This window comes from Bradyrhizobium sp. USDA 4502 (genome assembly GCF_054063355.1).
The window spans coordinates 8,765,206-8,784,425 of sequence record NZ_JBSSGF010000001.1 but is presented as its reverse complement, the minus strand read 5'-3'; the positions used below and the strand labels follow the sequence as shown (position 1 = coordinate 8,784,425).

General features: G+C 65.5%; 16 protein-coding genes and 1 pseudogene. 5 read left to right on the top strand and 12 right to left on the bottom strand.

What is annotated here, in order from left to right; genetic code table 11:
* Positions 1 to 72 precede the first annotated feature (72 nt).
* Positions 73 to 1,458 carry an LLM class flavin-dependent oxidoreductase gene (locus ACVW1B_RS40995; RefSeq protein ID WP_456777680.1) on the top strand — a complete coding sequence of 462 codons (1,386 nt, stop codon included), beginning with the start codon at positions 73 to 75 and terminating at the stop codon, positions 1,456 to 1,458.
* A 281-nt stretch (positions 1,459 to 1,739) separates the two neighbouring features.
* Here ACVW1B_RS40995 and ACVW1B_RS40990 read toward each other — a convergent pair.
* The 3 genes and pseudogenes from ACVW1B_RS40990 to ACVW1B_RS40980 all read right to left on the bottom strand — a co-directional run bounded on the left by ACVW1B_RS40990 (position 1,740) and on the right by ACVW1B_RS40980 (position 5,242).
* Positions 1,740 to 3,406 (bottom strand): annotated as a pseudogene (locus tag ACVW1B_RS40990) (thiamine pyrophosphate-binding protein).
* A 130-nt stretch (positions 3,407 to 3,536) separates the two neighbouring features.
* Positions 3,537 to 4,052, bottom strand: a complete 516-nt coding sequence (locus tag ACVW1B_RS40985) for a GFA family protein (RefSeq protein WP_456777682.1) — start codon at positions 4,050 to 4,052, stop codon at positions 3,537 to 3,539.
* 62 nt (positions 4,053 to 4,114) lie between these two features.
* Positions 4,115 to 5,242, bottom strand: a complete 1,128-nt coding sequence (locus tag ACVW1B_RS40980) for an alkene reductase (protein ID WP_456777683.1) — start codon at positions 5,240 to 5,242, stop codon at positions 4,115 to 4,117.
* Positions 5,243 to 5,403: 161 nt separating this feature from the next.
* Here ACVW1B_RS40980 and ACVW1B_RS40975 point away from each other — a divergent pair, with 161 nt between their 5' ends.
* Positions 5,404 to 5,787, top strand: a complete 384-nt coding sequence (locus tag ACVW1B_RS40975) for a winged helix-turn-helix domain-containing protein (protein WP_016846469.1) — start codon at positions 5,404 to 5,406, stop codon at positions 5,785 to 5,787.
* Positions 5,788 to 6,063: 276 nt separating this feature from the next.
* On the opposite strand, the gene ACVW1B_RS40970 is transcribed toward ACVW1B_RS40975, so the two are convergent.
* Both ACVW1B_RS40970 and ACVW1B_RS40965 read right to left on the bottom strand, forming a co-directional pair.
* Positions 6,064 to 7,227, bottom strand: coding sequence for an IS4 family transposase (locus ACVW1B_RS40970; RefSeq protein ID WP_057015126.1), 1,164 nt, complete (start codon positions 7,225 to 7,227; stop codon positions 6,064 to 6,066).
* Positions 7,228 to 7,366: 139 nt separating this feature from the next.
* The gene (locus ACVW1B_RS40965; RefSeq protein ID WP_456822938.1) at positions 7,367 to 8,863 is read right to left on the bottom strand and encodes an aldehyde dehydrogenase family protein; all 1,497 of its coding nucleotides are present in this window, start codon (positions 8,861 to 8,863) and stop codon (positions 7,367 to 7,369) included.
* Between the two features lie 192 nt (positions 8,864 to 9,055).
* On the opposite strand from ACVW1B_RS40965, the gene ACVW1B_RS40960 reads away from it, so the two are divergent.
* Positions 9,056 to 9,907 carry an SDR family NAD(P)-dependent oxidoreductase gene (locus tag ACVW1B_RS40960; RefSeq protein WP_456777694.1) on the top strand — a complete coding sequence of 284 codons (852 nt, stop codon included), beginning with the start codon at positions 9,056 to 9,058 and terminating at the stop codon, positions 9,905 to 9,907.
* 241 nt (positions 9,908 to 10,148) lie between these two features.
* Here ACVW1B_RS40960 and ACVW1B_RS40955 read toward each other — a convergent pair whose 3' ends face one another.
* Positions 10,149 to 10,529 (bottom strand): hypothetical protein, encoded by a 381-nt coding sequence (locus ACVW1B_RS40955; protein WP_456777693.1) that lies wholly within the window; start codon positions 10,527 to 10,529, stop codon positions 10,149 to 10,151.
* Between the two features lie 342 nt (positions 10,530 to 10,871).
* On the opposite strand from ACVW1B_RS40955, the gene ACVW1B_RS40950 reads away from it, so the two are divergent.
* Together ACVW1B_RS40950 and ACVW1B_RS40945 are read left to right on the top strand one after the other, a co-directional pair.
* Positions 10,872 to 12,281, top strand: coding sequence for an aldehyde dehydrogenase family protein (locus ACVW1B_RS40950; RefSeq protein WP_456777692.1), 1,410 nt, complete (start codon positions 10,872 to 10,874; stop codon positions 12,279 to 12,281).
* 71 nt (positions 12,282 to 12,352) lie between these two features.
* On the top strand, positions 12,353 to 12,928 hold the full coding sequence (locus tag ACVW1B_RS40945) for a DUF2478 domain-containing protein (protein WP_456777691.1): 576 nt from the start codon (positions 12,353 to 12,355) through the stop codon (positions 12,926 to 12,928).
* 445 nt (positions 12,929 to 13,373) lie between these two features.
* On the opposite strand, the gene ACVW1B_RS40940 is transcribed toward ACVW1B_RS40945, so the two are convergent.
* The 6 genes from ACVW1B_RS40940 to ACVW1B_RS40915 form a co-directional block, all read right to left on the bottom strand.
* Positions 13,374 to 13,580 carry a hypothetical protein gene (locus ACVW1B_RS40940; RefSeq protein WP_024581255.1) on the bottom strand — a complete coding sequence of 69 codons (207 nt, stop codon included), beginning with the start codon at positions 13,578 to 13,580 and terminating at the stop codon, positions 13,374 to 13,376.
* 82 nt (positions 13,581 to 13,662) lie between these two features.
* Complete coding sequence (locus ACVW1B_RS40935; RefSeq protein ID WP_456822937.1) at positions 13,663 to 14,658, bottom strand: hypothetical protein; 996 nt, start codon at positions 14,656 to 14,658, stop codon at positions 13,663 to 13,665.
* Positions 14,655 to 15,776: a GNAT family N-acetyltransferase gene (locus ACVW1B_RS40930; RefSeq protein WP_456822936.1), complete on the bottom strand. Its 1,122-nt coding sequence runs from the start codon at positions 15,774 to 15,776 to the stop codon at positions 14,655 to 14,657. Before ACVW1B_RS40930 ends, ACVW1B_RS40935 begins: the two co-directional genes overlap by 4 nt.
* Positions 15,773 to 16,972, bottom strand: coding sequence for a hypothetical protein (locus ACVW1B_RS40925; RefSeq protein WP_456822935.1), 1,200 nt, complete (start codon positions 16,970 to 16,972; stop codon positions 15,773 to 15,775). Before ACVW1B_RS40925 ends, ACVW1B_RS40930 begins: the two co-directional genes overlap by 4 nt.
* Positions 16,969 to 17,844, bottom strand: a complete 876-nt coding sequence (locus ACVW1B_RS40920) for a HesA/MoeB/ThiF family protein (protein ID WP_456777687.1) — start codon at positions 17,842 to 17,844, stop codon at positions 16,969 to 16,971. Before ACVW1B_RS40920 ends, ACVW1B_RS40925 begins: the two co-directional genes overlap by 4 nt.
* Positions 17,841 to 18,908 carry a hypothetical protein gene (locus ACVW1B_RS40915; protein ID WP_253604390.1) on the bottom strand — a complete coding sequence of 356 codons (1,068 nt, stop codon included), beginning with the start codon at positions 18,906 to 18,908 and terminating at the stop codon, positions 17,841 to 17,843. The genes ACVW1B_RS40920 and ACVW1B_RS40915 overlap by 4 nt, the downstream gene beginning before the upstream one ends.
* Positions 18,909 to 19,220 lie beyond the last annotated feature (312 nt).

Sequence of the window (19,220 nt, the reverse complement as noted above, 5' to 3'; positions counted from 1 at the left end):
GTCGCAACAAGTTGAAGCGGGACGCCCGGCATCGACCGGGCAGCATTCGAAGCGGCGCGCAAGGTTTCGACAATGACAAAGCAAATCCGGCTCAACGCCTTTGCCATGAACTGCGTGGCGCATCAGTCGCCGGGTCTGTGGACCCATCCGCGCGACCGCACCAAGGACTACAACAAGCTGTCCTACTGGATCGATCTGGCGAAGACGCTGGAGCGCGGCCGATTCGACGGGCTGTTCCTCGCCGACGTGCTCGGCGTCTACGACGTGTATGCCGGCAATCCGGATGCGGCGCTGCGCAACGCGGCGCAGACCCCGGCCAACGAACCGTTGATGCTGATTCCAGCGATGGCGGCGGTGACCGAAAATCTCGGCTTTGGTGTCACCAGCAATCTCTCCTTCGAGCCGCCCTACCCGTTCGCGCGGCGGATGTCGACGCTCGATCATCTGACCGGCGGCCGGGTCGGCTGGAACGTGGTGACCGGCTATCTCGATTCCGCCGCGCGCGGCGCCGGCAAGGACAAGCAGACCGCGCATGACGACCGCTACGAGCTCGCCGACGAATATATGGAGCTGGTCTACAAGCTCTGGGAAGGCAGCTGGGAGGACGATGCCGCGATCCGCGACGTCGCGCGCGGCATCTTCACCGATCCGAGCAAGGTGCATCCGGTACACCATGACGGCAACAACTACCGGCTCAACGCGATCCACCTGTCGGAGCCGTCGCCGCAGCGCACGCCGGTGCTCTACCAGGCCGGCACCTCGCCGCGCGGCCGGCAGTTCGCCGCCGAGCACGCCGAATGCGTGTTCATGTCGGGACCGTCGGCGAAGGTGATCGGTCCGCGCGTTTCGGCGATCCGCGAGCTCGCCGCCGCGAAGGGCCGCAACCCGGCCGAGATCCTGATGTTCTCGATGATGTGCGTCGTGGTGGCGCCGACCGAGGCGGAGGCGAAGGCGAAGTACGCCGAGTATCGCCGCCATATCAGCCATGAGGGCGCACTGGCGCTGATGTCGGGCTGGACCGGCGTCGACTTCTCGACCTATTCGCTCGACCAGGAAGTGCGCCACGTGCAGAACGACGCCGGTCGTTCCGCGATGGACAACGTCACCCGCGCCGATCCCGACCGGGTCTGGACCGTGCGCGAGGTCGCCGAGCATGTCGGCATCGGCGGCGCCGGCCCCGTGGTGGTCGGCTCGCCCGAGCAGGTCGCCGACAAGATCGAGCAATGGTTCGAGGACACCGACGTCGACGGCCTCAACGTCGCGTTTGCGATCTCACCCGGCGATTTCGAGGACATCGCCGACATGCTGGTGCCGGAGCTCGTCAAGCGCGGCCGCTACAAGCGGGAGTATGCCAAGGGCACCTTGCGGGAGAAGCTGTTCGGCGCAGGGCGTGCGAGGCTCGATGCGACGCATCCGGCGAGTCGGTATCGGGTGAAGCGTAGCGCTGCGGCGGAGTGATCCGCGCCGTCATTGCGAGCCACCCGGTCGGCGCGAAGCGCCGCCGGATGACAGGCTCAGCGAAGCAATCCATCGTTCCGCATATGCGGGATCATGGATTGCTTCGTCGCTTCGCGCCTCGCAATGACGCGGCACACACATCTGCCCATCCTGTCATCCTGAGGAGCGCGCTCTTGCGCGCGTCTCGAAGGATCGACGGCCACCGGCCGGGCCGTGCACCCTTCGAGACGCGCTTCGCGCTCCTCAGGGTGACGGGGATGGATTGAGCACGCAGCGAAATCTCAATTCACCGAATTGCTCACCACCACCTCGATCAGCTTCGCGCCGGGCCGGCTGAACGCCGACTTCATCACACCCTTCAGCTCCTGCGGATCGGTGACCTTGATCGCCTCGAGCCCAAGCGAGCGTGCGAGGGCGGTGAAATCGACCGGCGGGTCGATGAAGTCCATGCCGACATAGTTGTCGTCGCCGTGGAAGGCGAGCAGGCGCTGCTTGATGATGCGGTAGCCGCCATTGTTGACGATGACGAAGTTGAGCGGCAGCTTGTGATTGGCTGCGGTCCACAGCGACTGGATCGAATACATCGACGAGCCGTCGCCGGAATAGCACACCACCGGACGCTCTGGATTGGCGAGGCTGACGCCGACCGCGGCCGGCAGGCCCCAGCCGATGCCGCCGGATGCCAGCGCGTGATAGCCGTAGCGGTCGCGATGCGGCCTCAAGCCAATGATCTGGCGCGACGAGGTCAGGCCCTCGTCGACCAGGATCGCGTTGTCGGGCATCGCCTCCACGACCTGCAACGCCAGCCAGTCCGGATCGATCGGCGAGGTCTGGCTCGCCTTCGAGATCTGCTCGACCAGCGCCTTGCGCTTCGCCGCCCAGTTCTTCGTCGACAAGGCCGCGAGTCCCCGCTTGGCGCGCGTCTCCAGCGCGCCGTCGGCGGCCTCCTTCAACGCCGGCACCAGCGCGCGCAGCGTTTCCTTGACGTCCGCCTTCACACCGCGATCTCGGCGCCGTAGTTCCTGGCAAGGTCGCTGTCGACCAGGCCGACCTGCACGACCGAGAGCCCGTCCGGCAGCGGATCGACCTCGCTGTAAACAGACATCCGCAGCGGATCGCCGCCGAGCGCGATCAACAGATCATGCGGCGCCAGCACGTCGCGCGCGACCTTCTGCAGCCGCGCGATCGCGCCCATGAAGCTTGGGCTTTCGGACAGGAAATGCGAACCGTAGGGCGTCGGCGATTGCCAGGCCGGGCAGCCCAGCGTCTCGGCGAGATCGGCCGCCTCGCGCAGCGCATCGCTTTTCACGATCTCGTCGCCGACGACGATCACCGGTCGCTCCGCTTTCAGGATGCGCGCGGCCAGCGCCTTGAGCGAATCCTCCGACGGCCGGACCCGCGTGTCGATCCGGGTGGAGCGGCCGAGCTCGATGCCGGCTTCGGAATTGAGAATGTCGCCGGGCAGCGAAATGAACACCGGCCCGGTCGGCGGCGTGGTCGCGATCTTGGCGGCGCGGCGCACGATGCGCGGCAGGTCTTCGAGCCGCGTCACCTCGACCGCCCATTTCACCAGCGGCGTCGCCATCTGCACCAGCGGACCGTAGAGCACCGGTTCGGTCAGGCCGTGGCCCTGTTCCTGCTGCCCGGCGGTCAGGATCAGCGGCGTGCCGGTGAAGCTGGCATTGTAGAGCGAGCCCATCGCATTGCCGAGGCCCGGCGCAACATGAACATTGCAGGCGACCAGCTTGCCGGAGGCGCGGCTGAAGCCGTCGGCCATCGCGACCACCAGGCTCTCCTGCATCGCCATCACATAGGTGAGATCGGGATGGTCCTTCAGCGCGTGCATGATCGGCAGTTCGGTGGTGCCGGGATTGCCGAACAGATGGGTGACGCCCTCATCCTTCAGCAGCGCCAAAAATGCCGAGCGGCCAGTAATGCGATTCTTCATGTTCCCTCCAGGCCTGTCGGCGCGTTGACCGACGGGGATCAAGGGAGATGACCAAACTTGCGCAGCTGGAGCAATCGAGCAGGCGGTCATGGCCGCATTCCGCAGGCGCGCGCCTGAGGCGAAACGCTCGCTAGAACATCCCCTCGCGCTCGCTGCGCTTCCTCTTTTTCGAGCGCTGCCAGACCACGCCGGGATAGCCCTTCAGCGGCACCAGCGGCTCGCCGGTGTAGGCCCATTCCTGCAGTTCCTCGATCGCGATGTGATAGAGCGGCTGCCGGCCGGTGCGCCCCGAGAACAGCGCGCGCGGGATGTTGACCATGTGCGGCGACCGCGCGCGTTCGTAGATGATGGGCGTGCCGCAATTGGCACAGAAGCTGCGCGCGGTCTTGCTTTTCGCGTCCTCGTAACGCGACAGCTCGCTCTCGCCCTGCGTGATGCGGAAGCGCTTCTTCCAGCTGCCGACATAGGTCGCATAAACCGCGCCGTGCGCACGACGGCTGGCGGCGCTGTGATCATGCCAGGCCCAGCGCGCCGGCACGTCGATCTCGAACCGCACCTTGCCGCACAGGCATTGGCCGGCCGCGGGCTTCGCCAGCGCCACCGGCTTTGGCTTCTTGGTCGGCTCGAACTCGTCGTCCGGAAACATCGCGGTCTCCCATCAAGGCACTGTAGCCCGGACGAGCGAAGCGATATCCGGGCTACGAAGAGTTAAGCCTGCGCCAATTCGTCGTGCACCGGATAATCCGTGTAGCCCTTCTCCTCGCCGGCATAGAAGGTGGCGCGGTTGTACTTGGTCAGTGGATAGCCGCGCTGCAGACGGCGCGGCAGGTCCGGATTGGAGATGAAGTAGCGGCCGAACGCGATCGCATCTGCATGGCCTTCGGCGACCGCGCTCTGTGCGGTTTCGCTGACGAAATTGCCAGCCGTGATCAGCACGCCGCTCCACATCGGGCGGTACAGCACCATCGCGGACGGCACGTTCTGCCAATCGACCTCGGCACGCCCGGTGCCCGAGGCGCGCGGCTCGATGAAATGCAGATAGGCGAGCCCGAGCTTGTCGAGCGCCGTGATGGCGTGGCTGTAGAGCGGCATCGGGTCAGCCTCGCCGCTGCCATTGGCGATGCCGTAGGGCGAGAGCCGGACGCCGACGCGGCTGGCGCCCCAGACCTCGGTCACCGCCTGCGTCACCTCCATCAGGAAGCGGACGCGGTTCTCGATCGAGCCACCGTACCGGTCGGTGCGCAGATTGCTGCGCGACTGCAGGAACTGCTCGATCAGATAGCCATTGGCGCCGTGAACCTCGACGCCATCGAAGCCGGCGGCGAGCGCGTTTTTCGCGCCTTCCCGATAGGCCTCGACCATCAGGGCGACCTCGTCGGTATCGAGCGCGCGCGGCGTCTCGTAGTCGACCACCTTGCCGTCCGCCGTCATGCACTTGAACTCGGAGGGGATCGCCACCGCCGACGGCGCCACCGGCAGCGCGCCGCCCGGCTGGAACGAGGAATGCGAGACGCGGCCGACGTGCCAGAGCTGCAGGAAGATCAAGCCGCCCTTGGCGTGCACGGCATCCACCACCTCGCGCCAGCCCGCGATCTGGGCCTCGCTATAGATGCCGGGAACACCGGGATTGCCGAAGCCGGTCGCGACCACCGGCGAGGCCTCCGCGATCAGCAGGCCGCCCGGCGTGGCGCGCTGCGCGTAATATTCCGCGTTCATCGGCCGCGGCGCGAGGCTCGGCCGCGCCGCCCGCATCCGCGTCAGCGGCGCCATCACGACGCGATGTTCGAGCTGGTAGGGACCGATCTTGAGCGGAGAGAACAGCGACGGAGGATTCATGCCTGCCCCAATTAATCTTGTGTCATTTCCCGTTGTAGTCCGGGCATGATCCGCCCGGAAAACCGGTACCCACTTTTCCGGATCATGCCCGTTATCTAACGGGTTCATCTTGTTCATGAAAGCGGGTAGTGGCAATCTGTTGCCACGAGAACAGGTCTCCCATGTCGAAATCGAGCGCCTCATCGCTCCCCTCCCTCAGCGTCCGCATCGACCTCGATGCCGAGGACCGGATCGGGCCGGGCAAGATCCTGCTGCTTGAGCGGATCAAGGAATGCGGCTCGATCTCCGCCGCCGGCCGCGCCATGGACATGAGCTACAAGCGCGCCTGGGACCTGGTCGACGAGATCAACCGCATCTGCCGGCAGGCGGCGGTGGAACGGCAGACCGGCGGCAAGAATGGCGGCGGCGCGGTGTTGACCCCGTTCGGCCTCTCCTTGGTGGCACGCTACCGCAAGATCGAGCGCGACGCGGCAAGCGCCGTACGCAAGGATCTCGAGGCGCTGCGCAGCGACATCGGCAAGCCGAAGAAGGCCGCCGGACGCTAAACGCAGGAACCGGCGGCCGCAGCACGGGGCGCTTACGAAAAATATCGAAAACAACCCCATGCAAAGGAGCCGGCGGCGGCCGGCGTTCGACAACGCAGCTTGACGCGTCGGGCAAATCAGGGGTATTATTCTAATATTCCGAAATCATGCGGGCGTTGGGGTGAGGGCTTCGCTCCGCGAGCACGCCGAGCATCGAGACCCGTACCCCCTCACCCGGATTGCATCTGGCGATGCAATCCGACCTCGCCCCGCAGGCGCAGGGGTGTCCGGGGAAATTCAGGCATAGCGGAGCTCCATCTGGTCAGGTGAGATGGTTGATTTCCGACGGCTGGGGTTGATGGGCGGAGGTTTGTCGATGGCAGCGAGGGATCGACGCGTGAGCAGGAGCTGGCCGACGAGTTCGGCGAACCTGAGCGGGAGCATTTTGATGCAGTTGGTGTGAGCGGCGATGCGCAGCAGCAGGTAGGCAATCATCGCAGCGAGCACCTGAAGGCGGATCGCGTTGTCGTTGGCGCCGAGGAACTTGCGAATATCGAGATGCTGCTTGATCCAGCGGAACAGCAGCTCGATTTGCCATCGGCTCTTGTAGAGGGCGGCGATCTCGACGGCGCTACGGGCAAGGTCGTTGGTCAGGAGTGTGATCTTGCCGCCTTTCTCGCGTCTGATCTTGATGCGGCGGAGCGGGATTGGAAGGCGCGAATCGCCCTTGCTGGTGAGCTTCACCTCGTCATCGGCAAGGATTTCGAAGCCATCCCCGTTACGCTTGCGGATGGCGCGATGCCTGAGCGAGCGAAGACGGATGCTCGTCTTCGCCCGGGTAACGAAGAAAGCCTTGCTATCATTTATCTTCTGCCACCAGTCGAAACGGCAATAGCCCTTGTCAAACACATAGGTGGTGGCGGGCTGGATTGGGGTCTGTCGGCCGATCTCGATGTCATTGACGTTCGCGGCCGTCATCTCGACGCAGGTCGGGACATCGCTCCTTGGGTCGTAGACGACATGCAGCTTCATGCCGCGGATGCGGCCGTTCCACGTCGCCCAACTGCAGACCTTGCCGAGCGGGATCGGACTGGCGTCGATCAGACGCACCATCTCCATGCCTTCACTCCGCAGCTGGCGACGCGCCATCGCCGACAGCGCCGCAAAGGTTTGCGCGAAAATGCCGATCGGACGGCGGGCATTGGCATCGGACAACGTCGAGCGCGACAGCTTGCCGGTTCCCAAGTGATAGTGATGCTGCGAATTGGCGTTGAAGCCAGTCACCACCCCGCGCAGACTGCTGTTGCCGCTAAGCTGGGCATAGATCAGCGCCACCAGATGATCCCAGCTCCTGAACGACTTGTCGTAGGCATCCCCGTCCAGACGATCCACAACCGTCTGAAACTGCCGTCGATTGATCGGTTCAAGCAGCCTTCCAAAAATGCTACCGCGATATCGCATGCTCGGCCCTCTGTGTCTCGACAACCAGAAAAGACCGATTTGCCTCGGTCCTGCCGAGCATGCACCGCGACACAGTGAATCATTCCCCGGACACCCCTGCGCTTGCGGGGAGAGGTGAAGAGAAACAGCGGGACCAGCCCTAGCCCGTTTTGATCCAGACGGCCTTGACGTTGAGATATTCCTCGACGTGCTGCTTGCCGGACTCGCGGCCGTAGCCGCTCATCTTGTAGCCGCCGAACGGCACCGCCGGATCCATCGCCTGGTAGCAATTGACCCAGACCGAGCCGGCGCGCAGCGCCTTCGCGACCTGGTGCGCCTTGCTGACATTGGTGGTCCAGACGCCCGAGCCGAGGCCGAAGGTGGTGGCGTTGGCGCGCTTGATCAGTTCGTCCGGATCCCTGAACGAGATCGCCGAGATCACCGGGCCGAAGATCTCCTCCTGCGCGATGCGCATGTTGTCCTGCACATTGGCGAACACGGTCGGCTGCACGAAGTAACCCTTCGACAGCGCGCCCTCGGTGAGGCGGCCGCCGCCGGCCAGCGCCTTGGCGCCCTCCTTCTGGCCGATGTCGAGATAGCCCGACACCCGGTCCATCTGCTGCTGCGACACCAAGGGACCAATCTGGGTGTTGGGGTCGAGGCCGTTGCCGACCTGCAGCTTCCTGCCGAACTCGGCGACGCGGCCGACGAATTCGTCATAGACCTTCTGCTCGACGAACAGCCGCGTGCCGGCGCTGCAGATCTGGCCGGAATTGGCGAACACCGCCATCGCCGCACCGGGCACCGCGGCGTCGAGATCGGCGTCGGCGAACACGATGTCCGGCGACTTGCCGCCGAGTTCGAGCGAGACGCGCTTGAGGTTGCCGGCCGAGGCGCGGATGATCGCCTGGCCCGTGACGTGCGATCCGGTGAAGGCGACCTTGTCGACATCGGGATGCGAGGCAAGCGCGGCGCCCGCGGTCTCGCCATAGCCCGGCACGACGTTGACGACGCCGGGCGGAATGCCGGCCTCCATGCAGAGTTCGCCGATGCGCAGCGAGGTGAGCGGCGATTCCTCGGCCGGCTTCAGCACCACGGTGCAGCCGGTCGCGATCGCGGGGCCGATCTTCCAGATCGAAGCGGTCAGCGGCCCGTTCCAGGGAATGATGGCGCCGACCACGCCGATCGGCTCCTTCAGCGTGTAGGAGAAGATCTCGCCGGGCAGCGAATTCTCGATGGTCTCGCCATGGATCGCGGTCGCCTGGCCGGCATAGTAACGCAGCATGCCGATCGCGCGCAGGCGGTTGCCGCGGGTCCGGCTGATCGGTGCGCCCATGTCGAGCGTGTCGAGCTGGGACAGTTCCTCGAAATTGGCTTCGACGAGTTCGGCCAGCTTGAGCAGCATGTTCTGCCGCTCGAACGGCTTCACCTTGCTCCAGGGCCCTTCGAACGCGCGGCGCGCCGCCGCGACCGCACGGTTGATGTCCTCGGCATCGCCCTCGGCGACCGACGCGAGCAATTCACCGGTCGCGGGATTGTGCGTCTCGAACTTCTTGCCGGAGGCGGCGTCGACCCATTTGCCGTCGATCAGCATCTTCTTGTAGGAGCCATCGGCATAAGGATGGCGCGTGATCGGAACAGCCTGCGAAACAGCCATGTTTGCACTCCCTGTAAAATGTCGGCTGAGGTCTTTTGGAAGCGTTATATCCCGAATTCTACAGCGCCAGCGCGAAACCGTAAAGCCGAGCCGGCGTTGATCAGGGCGGCGCGCACGAAAACCTCCCATGCGCGCGCGTGCATGGTACGATAGCGACTGAACCTCAGCCACACATGTGTCCGGAGACCACCGATGCCCCACCCCGTGATATCAGCCAATCATGTTGCCGTGATCACCGGCGGTGCGTCCGGCATCGGGCTTGCCGCCGCATTGCGGTTCGCGCAGGCCGGCATGAAGGTCTGCATCGCCGACCTCGGCGACGACCGGCTGAAGGATGCTGCGACAAGACTGTCATCTGCGGCGCCGGGCGGCGCGGCTGATATCATGACGGCAGCGGTCGATGTCAGCCGCGCCGACGCGGTCGCAAGCCTGGAGGCCGCGGTCGCGAAAAAGTTCGGCGGCACCGATATCCTGATGAACAATGCCGGCATCCAGCCCGGCAGTGCGATGTTCGGGCCTGCGGACAATTGGCAGCGCATCCTCGGCGTCAATTTGTGGGGCGTGATCAATGGCACGCAGGCGTTCGCGCCCAACATGATCAAGCGCGGCCGGCCGGGGCTGATCATCAACACCGGCTCCAAGCAGGGCATCACCACGCCGCCGGGCGATCCCGCCTACAACGTCTCCAAGGCCGGCGTGAAGGCATTCACCGAAGCGCTGCAGCACGAGCTGCGCAACACCGACGCCTGCAGGATATCAGCGCATCTCTTGATTCCGGGCTTTGTCTTCACCGGATTGACCGCGCGCGGCCGCACCGAGAAGCCGGCCGGCGCCTGGACAGCGGAGCAGACCATCGACTTCATGATCGAACGCCTCGATGCCGGCGATTTCTATATCCTCTGCCCCGACAACGACGTGCCGCGCGCGCTCGACGAGCGCCGCATCCTGTGGGCCGCCGGCGACATCGTCGAGAACCGCCCGCCGCTGTCGCGCTGGCATCCGGATTACGGCGATGCTTTCGCCGCGTTCGTGAAGGGGAGGTAGGGCCACCCGTCATTGCGAGGAGCTCGCGACAAAATTGCAAAGCAATTTTGCGCTGAAGCGACGAAGCAATCCATGGCACCGCATGCGCGGAGGCATGGATTGCTTCGCTTCGCTCGCAATGACGTGAAAGCGTCGTCGAGCGCACTATCGTAGGACGGGTAGAGCGAAGCGAAACCCATCATCTCTCCTGCGGCCCGCTATTTGATGGGTATCGCTTCGCTCCACCCATCCTACAAAGCTCTCAATTCGCCCGCACCTGCATCCTTGTCACCGGCTGCGCCACCAGCGCCTCGCCGAGCTCGCTCTGCTGGGCGCGCGGAATCGAGAAGCAGACGCTGAAGCCGTCCGTGGTCTTGAGCGTCACCATGCCCTGCGCCGGATCGGTCGACTGTTCGATCACCCAGGAGTCCAGCGGATAGGCGTAGCGCAAGGTCTGGTCGCCGAAGCGGGTCTGCAGCGCCTTGCTGATCAGCCCGGGCAAGGTCATGACCAGCGCACCGACCTGGTTGATCGACAGGCGGATGGTTGCGGGCTCGCCCTTGCCGTCCACGAAGCCAAGCGAAATGGCGCGGCCATCGGACGCGACTTCGCAGGTGGTGAGCTCCTGGGTTTCGATCTGCATGCCGGCACTCCGGATCATCGTTATATTCCATTTAATATATCGCGAAGACGACCAGCGTCCAGCCCTTAAAATTATAGCCGCGGCAGCCATCGGCAGAGCCGCGCGCGGCATTAGAATCTATTGAAGCCTGCGGTGCCCCGATTGACGCCGGGCGGGCAACCGCGAATAAATCGGCACAAAGCCCAGGCTGATTTTTCTTCGCGATTTTCCAGAGAATTCATTCGGTTCGGCAGTGCCGCGCGCATGCCCTGAATGGCCGTGGCATCCGCGCCGCAGTCGTGATATACACGCGAATATAGCGAGGTCCGCGAAGGACCCGTTTGACCAGGGAGAGCAAGGCCAATGAGTGATTACAAGCTTCTCATCGACGGCAAGATGGTACCCGGCGACCAGACCATGCCGGTGCTCAATCCGGCGACCGAAGAGGTGGTGGCGCAATGCCCGCGCGCCTCCAGGGACCAGCTCGACAAGGCCGTCGCCGCCGCCAAGGCCGCCTACGCGGCCTGGGCCGCCACGCCGATCGAGGAGCGCCGCAAGCTGATCATCAAGATGGCCGAGGTGATCGAGACCAACGCCAACGAGCTCGCACATATCCTGACCAGCGAACAGGGCAAGCCGCTCGCCGATGCCACCGGCGAGGTGATGGGCATGGCCGGCTTCTTCCGCTATCTCGGCTCGCTCGAACTGCCGATGCGCGTGATCGAGAATTCCGGCGACCGCAAGGTCGAGGCCTATCGCCGTCCGCTCGGCGTGGTCGGCGCGATCATTCCCTGGAACTATCCGCTGCTGATCCTGGCGTTCAAGCTGCCGTCGGCACTGCTCGCCGGCAACACGCTGGTGGTGAAGCCTGCGCCGACCACGCCGCTGGCCTCGCTGCGCTTTTCCGAACTGGTCAAGGACATCCTGCCGAAGGGCGTGCTGAATTTCATCGCCGACGCCAACGATCTCGGCGACCACATGACCAAGCACCCCGACATCCGCAAGATCTCCTTCACCGGCTCGACCGCGACCGGCCAGAAGGTGATGGCGAGCGCATCGCAGACCTTGAAGCGGATCACGCTCGAGCTCGGCGGCAACGATGCCGGCATCGTGCTCGACGACGTCGATCCGAAGAAGGTCGCGCCGGGGATTTTCGAGGGCGCGTTCCAGAACTCGGGCCAGGTCTGCCTCGCCATCAAGCGGCTCTATGTGCACGAGTCGGTCTATGACGAGATCTGCAACGAGTTGGTCGCGATCGCGAAGAACACCGTGGTCGACGACGGCTCCAAGCAGGGCACCAAGCTCGGGCCGCTGCAGAACAAGATGCAGTACGAGAAGGTCAAGGCGTTCCTCGACGACGCCCGCAAGAATGGCAATGTGATCGCCGGCGGCGCCGCGATGGACCGTCCCGGCTATTTCATCGAGCCGACCATCGTGCGCGACATCAAGGAAGGCTCCAAGCTGGTCGACGAGGAGCAGTTCGGTCCGGTGCTGCCTGTCATCAAGTACTCCGACAAGGACGATGTGATCCGCCGCGCCAATGCCACCACCTACGGCCTCGGCGCATCGGTCTGGTCGTCCGACATCAAGCGCGCGCACGAGATCGCGACCCAAATCGAGGCCGGCACGGTGTGGATCAACAAGCACCTCGACATGGCCCCGAACATTCCGTTCGGCGGCGCCAAGCAGTCGGGCATCGGCACCGAATTCGCCGAGGAAGGCCTCGCCGAATTCACCCAGCTGCAGATCATCAACGGCCCGCCGGCCGCCTGATCCATCAACATGCGGCCGCGACGCCCAGGCGCCGCGGTCGCCTCTCCCCTCCACAACGAACAGAGCCCATCATGTTCGATGCCCAATGCGACCTTGCCGCCCTGGTCTATGACGCCAATGACGATCCCGATGCCGTCCTGCGCGACTTCGCTGCCGATCTGAGAGCACACGGCGCGCGCGTGGTCGGCATGGTGCAATCAGGCCAGTGTGCGGACTCCACCCTGTCGGCGGTGCTGGTGCATAGCGGCGAGACGCTGCTGCTGGCGCAACCGCCGAGCCAAACTCCTGCGAGTCCTGGCGCGACCGGCTGCAAGCTCGATCTGTCGCGGCTGCAGGCCGCCGGCATCCGCGTCGCCGACGCGCTCGCCGGAGGCGCCGATCTCGTCATCGTCAATCGATTCGGCAAGCGGGAACGCGACGGCAAGGGGCTCGGCTTTGTGATCGAGCGCGCGCTCGGCGCCGACATCCCCGTCGTGATCGCGGTGTCTCGCACGAGCTTTGCGGACTGGATCAAGTTCGCCGGCGGGATGAGCGTGAAGCTCGCCTGCGACCGCCACGCGCTCGACGCCTGGTGGCACAGCGTCTCGCTGCGGACCGCGGCCAGGATCGCGCCGGATCACGTCACGGTCTGCGAAGTATTCAAGTAGGCCTGCTTCGTAGGATGGGTGGAGCGCAGCGATATCCATCATCCCGCAGCACCGATGCAATTGATGGGTATCGCTTCGCTCCACCCATCCTACGCGACCTTCGCAAGCGCTATCACCGTCATCCTGAGGAGCGCGCACTTGCGCGCGTCTCGAAGGATCGACGGGCATCGGCCGGGCCGTGCATCCTTCGAGGCTCGCTCCGCTCGCTCCGCTCGCACCTCCAGCCTTTGCGCGGGGATGACGGTGTGAGAATTGTAGCGAGCGGCCTCCGCACGCCGTCGTCCTGGCGAAAGCCAGGATCCATCACCACCGAATTCGATTGAGAACGCGAAAGTGGCCCCAGCGTCGCACAACAACAAGCGGTTGGGGTAATGGGTCCTGGCTTTCGCCAGGACGACGCTGAATACATTCACATCCTCTCAGGATGACGGGAGGGCGGCCCCGCTCACAGCGTTTCCTGCTTGTGGTCGCAGTTCTTGCAGGTGAACTTGACGCGGGACTGGCCCTTTTCCGCCTGTACCCGGTTCGGCGCGCCGCATTTGCCGCAAACGGCCTCGATCCGGGTCGTGCCCTGCTTGATGACCAAGTTCCGCTTTTCCATGGTCTCGCGGATGAGGCGTTCGGCCTCCTCGCGCAGCGATTGCTTCGACATCATCTCCACCGGTCGTTGGTTAGCGGGCGGCGTCATAGCACGACCGCGTGAAGTTTTGACAGCGGGGATTGCAGCTTAATTTTCAGACAATGAGCCGGTCAACCGGCAACCGGAAATGCCGCGGTTTCAACGGTTTTGATGGCCGGCCGATGCGGAACACGTTGACGAGGCGCAGATCGGCACCGATTTTACCGAGCTTTCGCAGCCGGTCGTTGAAGTCAGGGTGATCGGCCAGCGCCGAAATCGGGCACGCCGCGAAACCGGCGCGATCGATCTCCAGCCAGGCGCGGTAGAAATGCCGTCCGGTCGTGAGTGGATCCTCACCGAGCGGACGGCAAAACAGCACGATCGCCGATGCCGACGCAGTCTTGGCGCCGTCGGCAAGCAACGACGCGGCGAGGCCGAGACGATCGAGCGGCTTGAACAGGCTGCCGAGCACGTAGCGCGCGGCGGTGGCCTCGACCGCATTCATGGCGAGCGCATCACGGTTGAGCCCATCGAGCAGATAGTGCGGATGGCCGGGCGACAGCCGCATCCATGCGAGCAGCTCGGCCCGGTAGTCGTCGCCGCGGACAAACGAGAATTCGGCCCGGTCGGCCCAGCCGGCGATATCGGCAATCGCCCCGCGATCGCCAATGCAGATCACATCGTCGCGCGCGGCAGCAAGCTGCGCCAGCGCCGCCGCATCGTCAGCCGACGCCGCGAACTTGCCGCGCCACGACACGCGGCGTGCCACGAGGTCCGCCAGCGGATCGGGCTCGGCTCCTTGCCTGATCGCAAAAGAGCAGAGCACGGAGAGTTGCGGCGACAGCGGCTGCTCGAGCGTGGTCATGCCCGTGATTGCGAAGCCACGCCGGTTGAGCGCGAGGCTCATGCCCTCCAGCGCCGCGCCGTGCGACACCAGCATGTCATGCCCCGCGGGGTCGGCGACCGGCGCACGCACACCGGTCGCGTCGACCAGCGCCAGCCGCCCGTCGCCGAGCAGGCGCCAGCGGGTCGGCTGGATGTTGTGGACGCTCGGCGCCAGCCGCGCCTCCGCGACCACCTCGCGCAGCAGATCCGGTGTCAGCTCGCTCATGCCGCGGCCAGCCGCTTGGTGAACAGATGCAGCCGGTGCAGCGGCCTGGCGCCGACCTTCTCGACCTGGCGCAGCGACGGACCGTTGATATCGGCGATCCAGGTGCCACCGAGCGTGCGGTAGCCCGCCTCCTGCAACGCCAGCGCGGTGCGGTAGAGCATCGCGCCGTTGAGGCCGCGATTGTGCAGGTCGCGGCAGACCGACTGATAGATCAGCACCGCGCGCCTGTTCATGATGCGGTGCTGCACGAATCTGAACGGCGCTGTCAGCCCGACCCGGCCGTCGATCGCCTTGATCAGCGGATTGAGGTCAGGGATCGCGATGATCGCGCCGGCGCGCCGGCCGCGGTGATAAACCACGGTCGAAATCCGCCGGTCGATGATCCACATCATGTCGCCGGCCTGAAACAGATATTCGGCGGCGGTCGGCGGCACGAACATCGGATTGTCGGCAAAGCCGTCATTGAGGATCAGCCGCGCGTCCTCCAGCCGCACCTTGAAGGCGGAACGCTTGATCGGCTGCCAGACGAAATCCGGGTCAGTGAGCACCGCGCGCTGCTTGTCGCCGAGCAATTGCTCCGGCTTGCCGCCGTCGAGCGCGATCTCGAACGTCGTCATCGGGAAGGTCGCGGCATAGCCGGCGCGTTCGAGATGCTGTGCAATGTGCGGCGGCGACCACATCATGTCGGTGAACGGCGCATGGTCGAACCCGTCGGTCATCACGCCGATCTGCTGCATCGCCGTGAGGTTGAAGTTGCCGGTGACGCGGCTCATGCCGCGCGCCGACAGCCATTGCTCGGCGGCGCGCAGCAGCGCATCGGCCACCTCGACGTCGTCGATGCAATCGAAGAAGCCGAATGCACCATGGCGGGTGCCGTGCTTGTGGTTGGACGCGTCGTGGATCGAGGCGGCGATGCGGCCGACCGGCCGTCCATCGCGATGCGCGGAGAACAGCGCGTATCGGCCGTGGCCTTCGGTGACGAACGGATTCTTCGCCGGATCGAACATCCGGTCGAAATCGCTCCACAGCGGCGGCACGTAGAGGCTGTCGGGCCCATAAGCGTTGAGCGCGGCGTCGAATGCCGCCCTGCGGTCACCCTCGCGGATCTCTGATGTCATTTGGCCTCCGGGGTCAACGCCAGCAGCCGGCGCACCAGCGCCAGCGCGGTCTCAGTGGCGGGGTCGGCCGCGGTGACGGGCACCGCGAGCACGATCAGGTCGAGCGGATCGTGTCCGAGCACGATGACATGGGAGGCGTTGTTGGCTGCGATCAGCGACACGATGCGCTCGGCCGCGGGATCGGTCGGCGCCAGTCCCCACGGCGCGTCGGACCGCCGCAGCACACGCCGTGTCGACAGGAAGTCGTGCAGCAGCGGCGGATCGTAGAGCGCAAGCTCGTTCTCGCGGAAGCGCCGCGCGCTTTCGAAGATCGGGTGCCGCGCCAGCTCGGCGATCAACTGCTCCCTTGTCTGCGCCGGCGATGCCGCGACTGAGTTGAGCACGCCCGGCTCCTGCGATTCGAACAGCGCCCGCAGCGCGTCCGTCATCAACCCGATGGTCAGGACGCCGGCGATCGCAACCGCGACGAAACGGATCATCTGCGCGGCGTCGACGTCGGGCGCCATGAAGGCAGCGGCGAGCCCCAAGAGGCCCGAAGAGATCAGCCGCAGCGCCATCATCGCAAGGCCGTGCCGGCGCGTCTCGGCGCCGCCGCCGGCGATCAGCATCACCGTCACCGTGAGCAGCGCGCCCAGCGCGCCGAGCCGCACAGGGATATGGGGAAACAGCGTACGGAAGTCGGTCAGGATGAACGGGATCACGACCAGCGCGCCGACCGCCATGCGGCCGATGCTGCGGTTCTCCGCAGCCATCAGCGCAGAGCGATCGCGCGTTGCCAACAGCAGCGCGCAGGTGGCGAAACCCAAGAGCTGGAACAGCGCCAGCGCGATCGCGTAAGGCATCACCAGCCGTTGCAGTCCGAACAGGCCGCCGAGCCCGAGCAGGATGGCGCCCGCCAGCGCCGCGATCTTGACCGGGCGCGGCGCGTGGCGCCGCAAAATGCCTTCGGTGACGATCAGGGCGCCGAGCGGGACCAGCGAGGCCGGGATCACCGAGAGGCGGTCGAGCAGGCGGCTTCCGGTCCACCAGGCAAGGCCGCGGTCGAGGAACAGGATCGCGATCACGCCGAGCGCGAGCAGCAGGCGGCGCGTCAACGGGCTCCTCGGATCGCGCCGGTAGAACGTCATCATCGCCACGGCGAGCCCGATGGCGCCGCACAGATTGACGATGGAATCGGCGATCACCCCGGAGGTCATTTGCCGCCCATCAGTTCATCGATGGCCCGCCGCACCAGCGGACGCATCAGGGCGGCGACGAGCGCATTGCGCGGCTTCTCGATCGCGGGCCGATGCGGGTTGAGAAACCAGCCGCGGCAATCGGTGCCCGAGGTGCGGCCGAGGATCAGCGCGACCGCCTCATAGGCCATCAGCATGCCGGTCGAGATCACCATCGGCGCAAACGACATCCGGCTACGGCGGCCGGCGGCGACTTCGCCGGCGATGGCGAGGTCGACATAGTTGCGCGACGAGGAGTGCAGCATCACGTGCTCGATCTCGGCACGCATCGCGGCGCGACGGTCGTCCTCAGTGATATCGGTCCAGTCCTTGCCAAGCGTCGGAAAGCCGAGGCGCTGCTCGGGCCGCGGATCGTGCGGGCGCACCACGATCACCGACGGCAGCGGCGACATGTAGGCGTCGATCACGGTTGCATCGGCGCGCTTCGCGGTCCGGTACAGATGCACGCCGGCAGCGATATCGTCCATGCCGTTGACGATCACCGGGCACTGCGCGGCAATCGCGGCGAGCTCGCTGGTCCAGTTCTCGCCAAGCACCTCGATCTCGATGGTCGGATTGATGCGCTTTGCGGCTTCGGCGGCAACTGCCGCCTTCTCGCGCCCGACCTCGTCGGCGAAGGCGAACACCTGGCGGTTGAGGTTGGAGACCTCGAAGCGATCGATGTCGGCGATCACGAATTTGCCGACGCCGGCGCGCGCCAGCGCCATGAAGGCCGCGCCGCCCATGCCGCCGACGCCGCAGACGAACACCCGCGCCTGACGCAGCAGCTGCTGCTCGTGCTCGTCGATGAAGCCGATATTGCGGCCAGTGAAGGAGTAGTAGTCGAAATTCATCGCGCGGCCCCGCTATCCTGCTTGCGCGGACGCAGCGTGCCGAAGGCGCGGCTGTCGTCCATCCAGTAGACCACCGGCAGCACCAGCCGCTGCAGCGCCAGCATCGCGGACGCCGCGAGCAGCGACGGCAGCGAGCCCGAGGGCACCTCGCTCATGAGATAGCGGCGCGCGCCGGCAAGATCGACGCGGCCGATCTGCAGCACGTCGTCGCCGCGGCCGTAATCCAGCTCGCGCTCGCAGAACTCGTTGTAGATTGCGTTGCGATGTTTCGGTGCGATCTCGAAGGTCTTCTTCAGCGCGTCCGAGCCGCCGGTATAGGCGTTGGTGATGACCGAGCGCGCCTCGTCGAAGCCGGCCTCCTCGCCGACGCCGAACACCGCGCGATGCCTTGCCATGATGCCGCGCGCCAGCTGCAGATGCGCAAAGCTCTGTCGCGCGCCCGGCAGCGGCGACGGGTAGACGTCCGAGAACGTATCGCTGACCATGCCGACCACCGCCGGGACCTGGGTGACGTTGGAAATCCATTTCGGCCGCAGCCCGTCGCGGGCGAACAGCACCAGCGCGGTCAGGCCGTAGAGCACCCAGGACAGCCCCTGCCCGCGCACATCGGGATCGACCATGACGAGGCCGAGATGGGTGACCTCGGCCGGCTCGCCGTCGAGCGGCACGTCCATCACCGACAGCGCGTTGAACGCGATCGGCCGCCCGGTGTCTTCCTCCGAGATCAGCGTGACGACGGCGCGCGACAGCCGCTCGGGTTCGCCGGAGAAGATGCCATAGGTCAGGCTCTCCTCGGGCAGCGTCTTGGCGGCGACGATGCGCAGCTGCTCGACCAGCGCGTCGAGCTCGTCCCTCGGCAGCGACAGACCGGGCGATTCGACGATGCGGGTGCGTTGGCCGGCCTGGGTGCGCAAGCTGAGATCGATGGTCGGCTGCGACAGCGCCTTCAGCCAGAAGCCGCCATGGCTGCGCAGACCGTCAAAGGCGGCGCGCGCCTTGCCAAGACTCTTGCCAAGGTTCTTGCTGCCGCGCGAAGCCGGCGTGGGATTGTCCGTGGACGCCATTTCTCTGTCCCTCGGGCGCGATCTCTGCACTCCCGCCTGTTAAAGAGCCATGAGCGCAACCTGACGCTGTTTGCCGCACGGTAAACAAGGCCTTCCGGAAACGGAACAAGTTGGTGGCAAGAGGCAGGTAGCCTCATTGCGAGCGAGGCTCGTGGCTGAAGAGTGCCAGCTCCTTCACCGTCACCCTGAGGAGCGCGGAACGCGCGTCTCGAAGGGCGACGGCCACCAGCCGGGCCGTGCATCCTTCGAGGCTCGCCGAAGAGGCTCGCACCTCAGAGCCTGACTGAAAAATGGGTGAGTGATCTCAGTGGG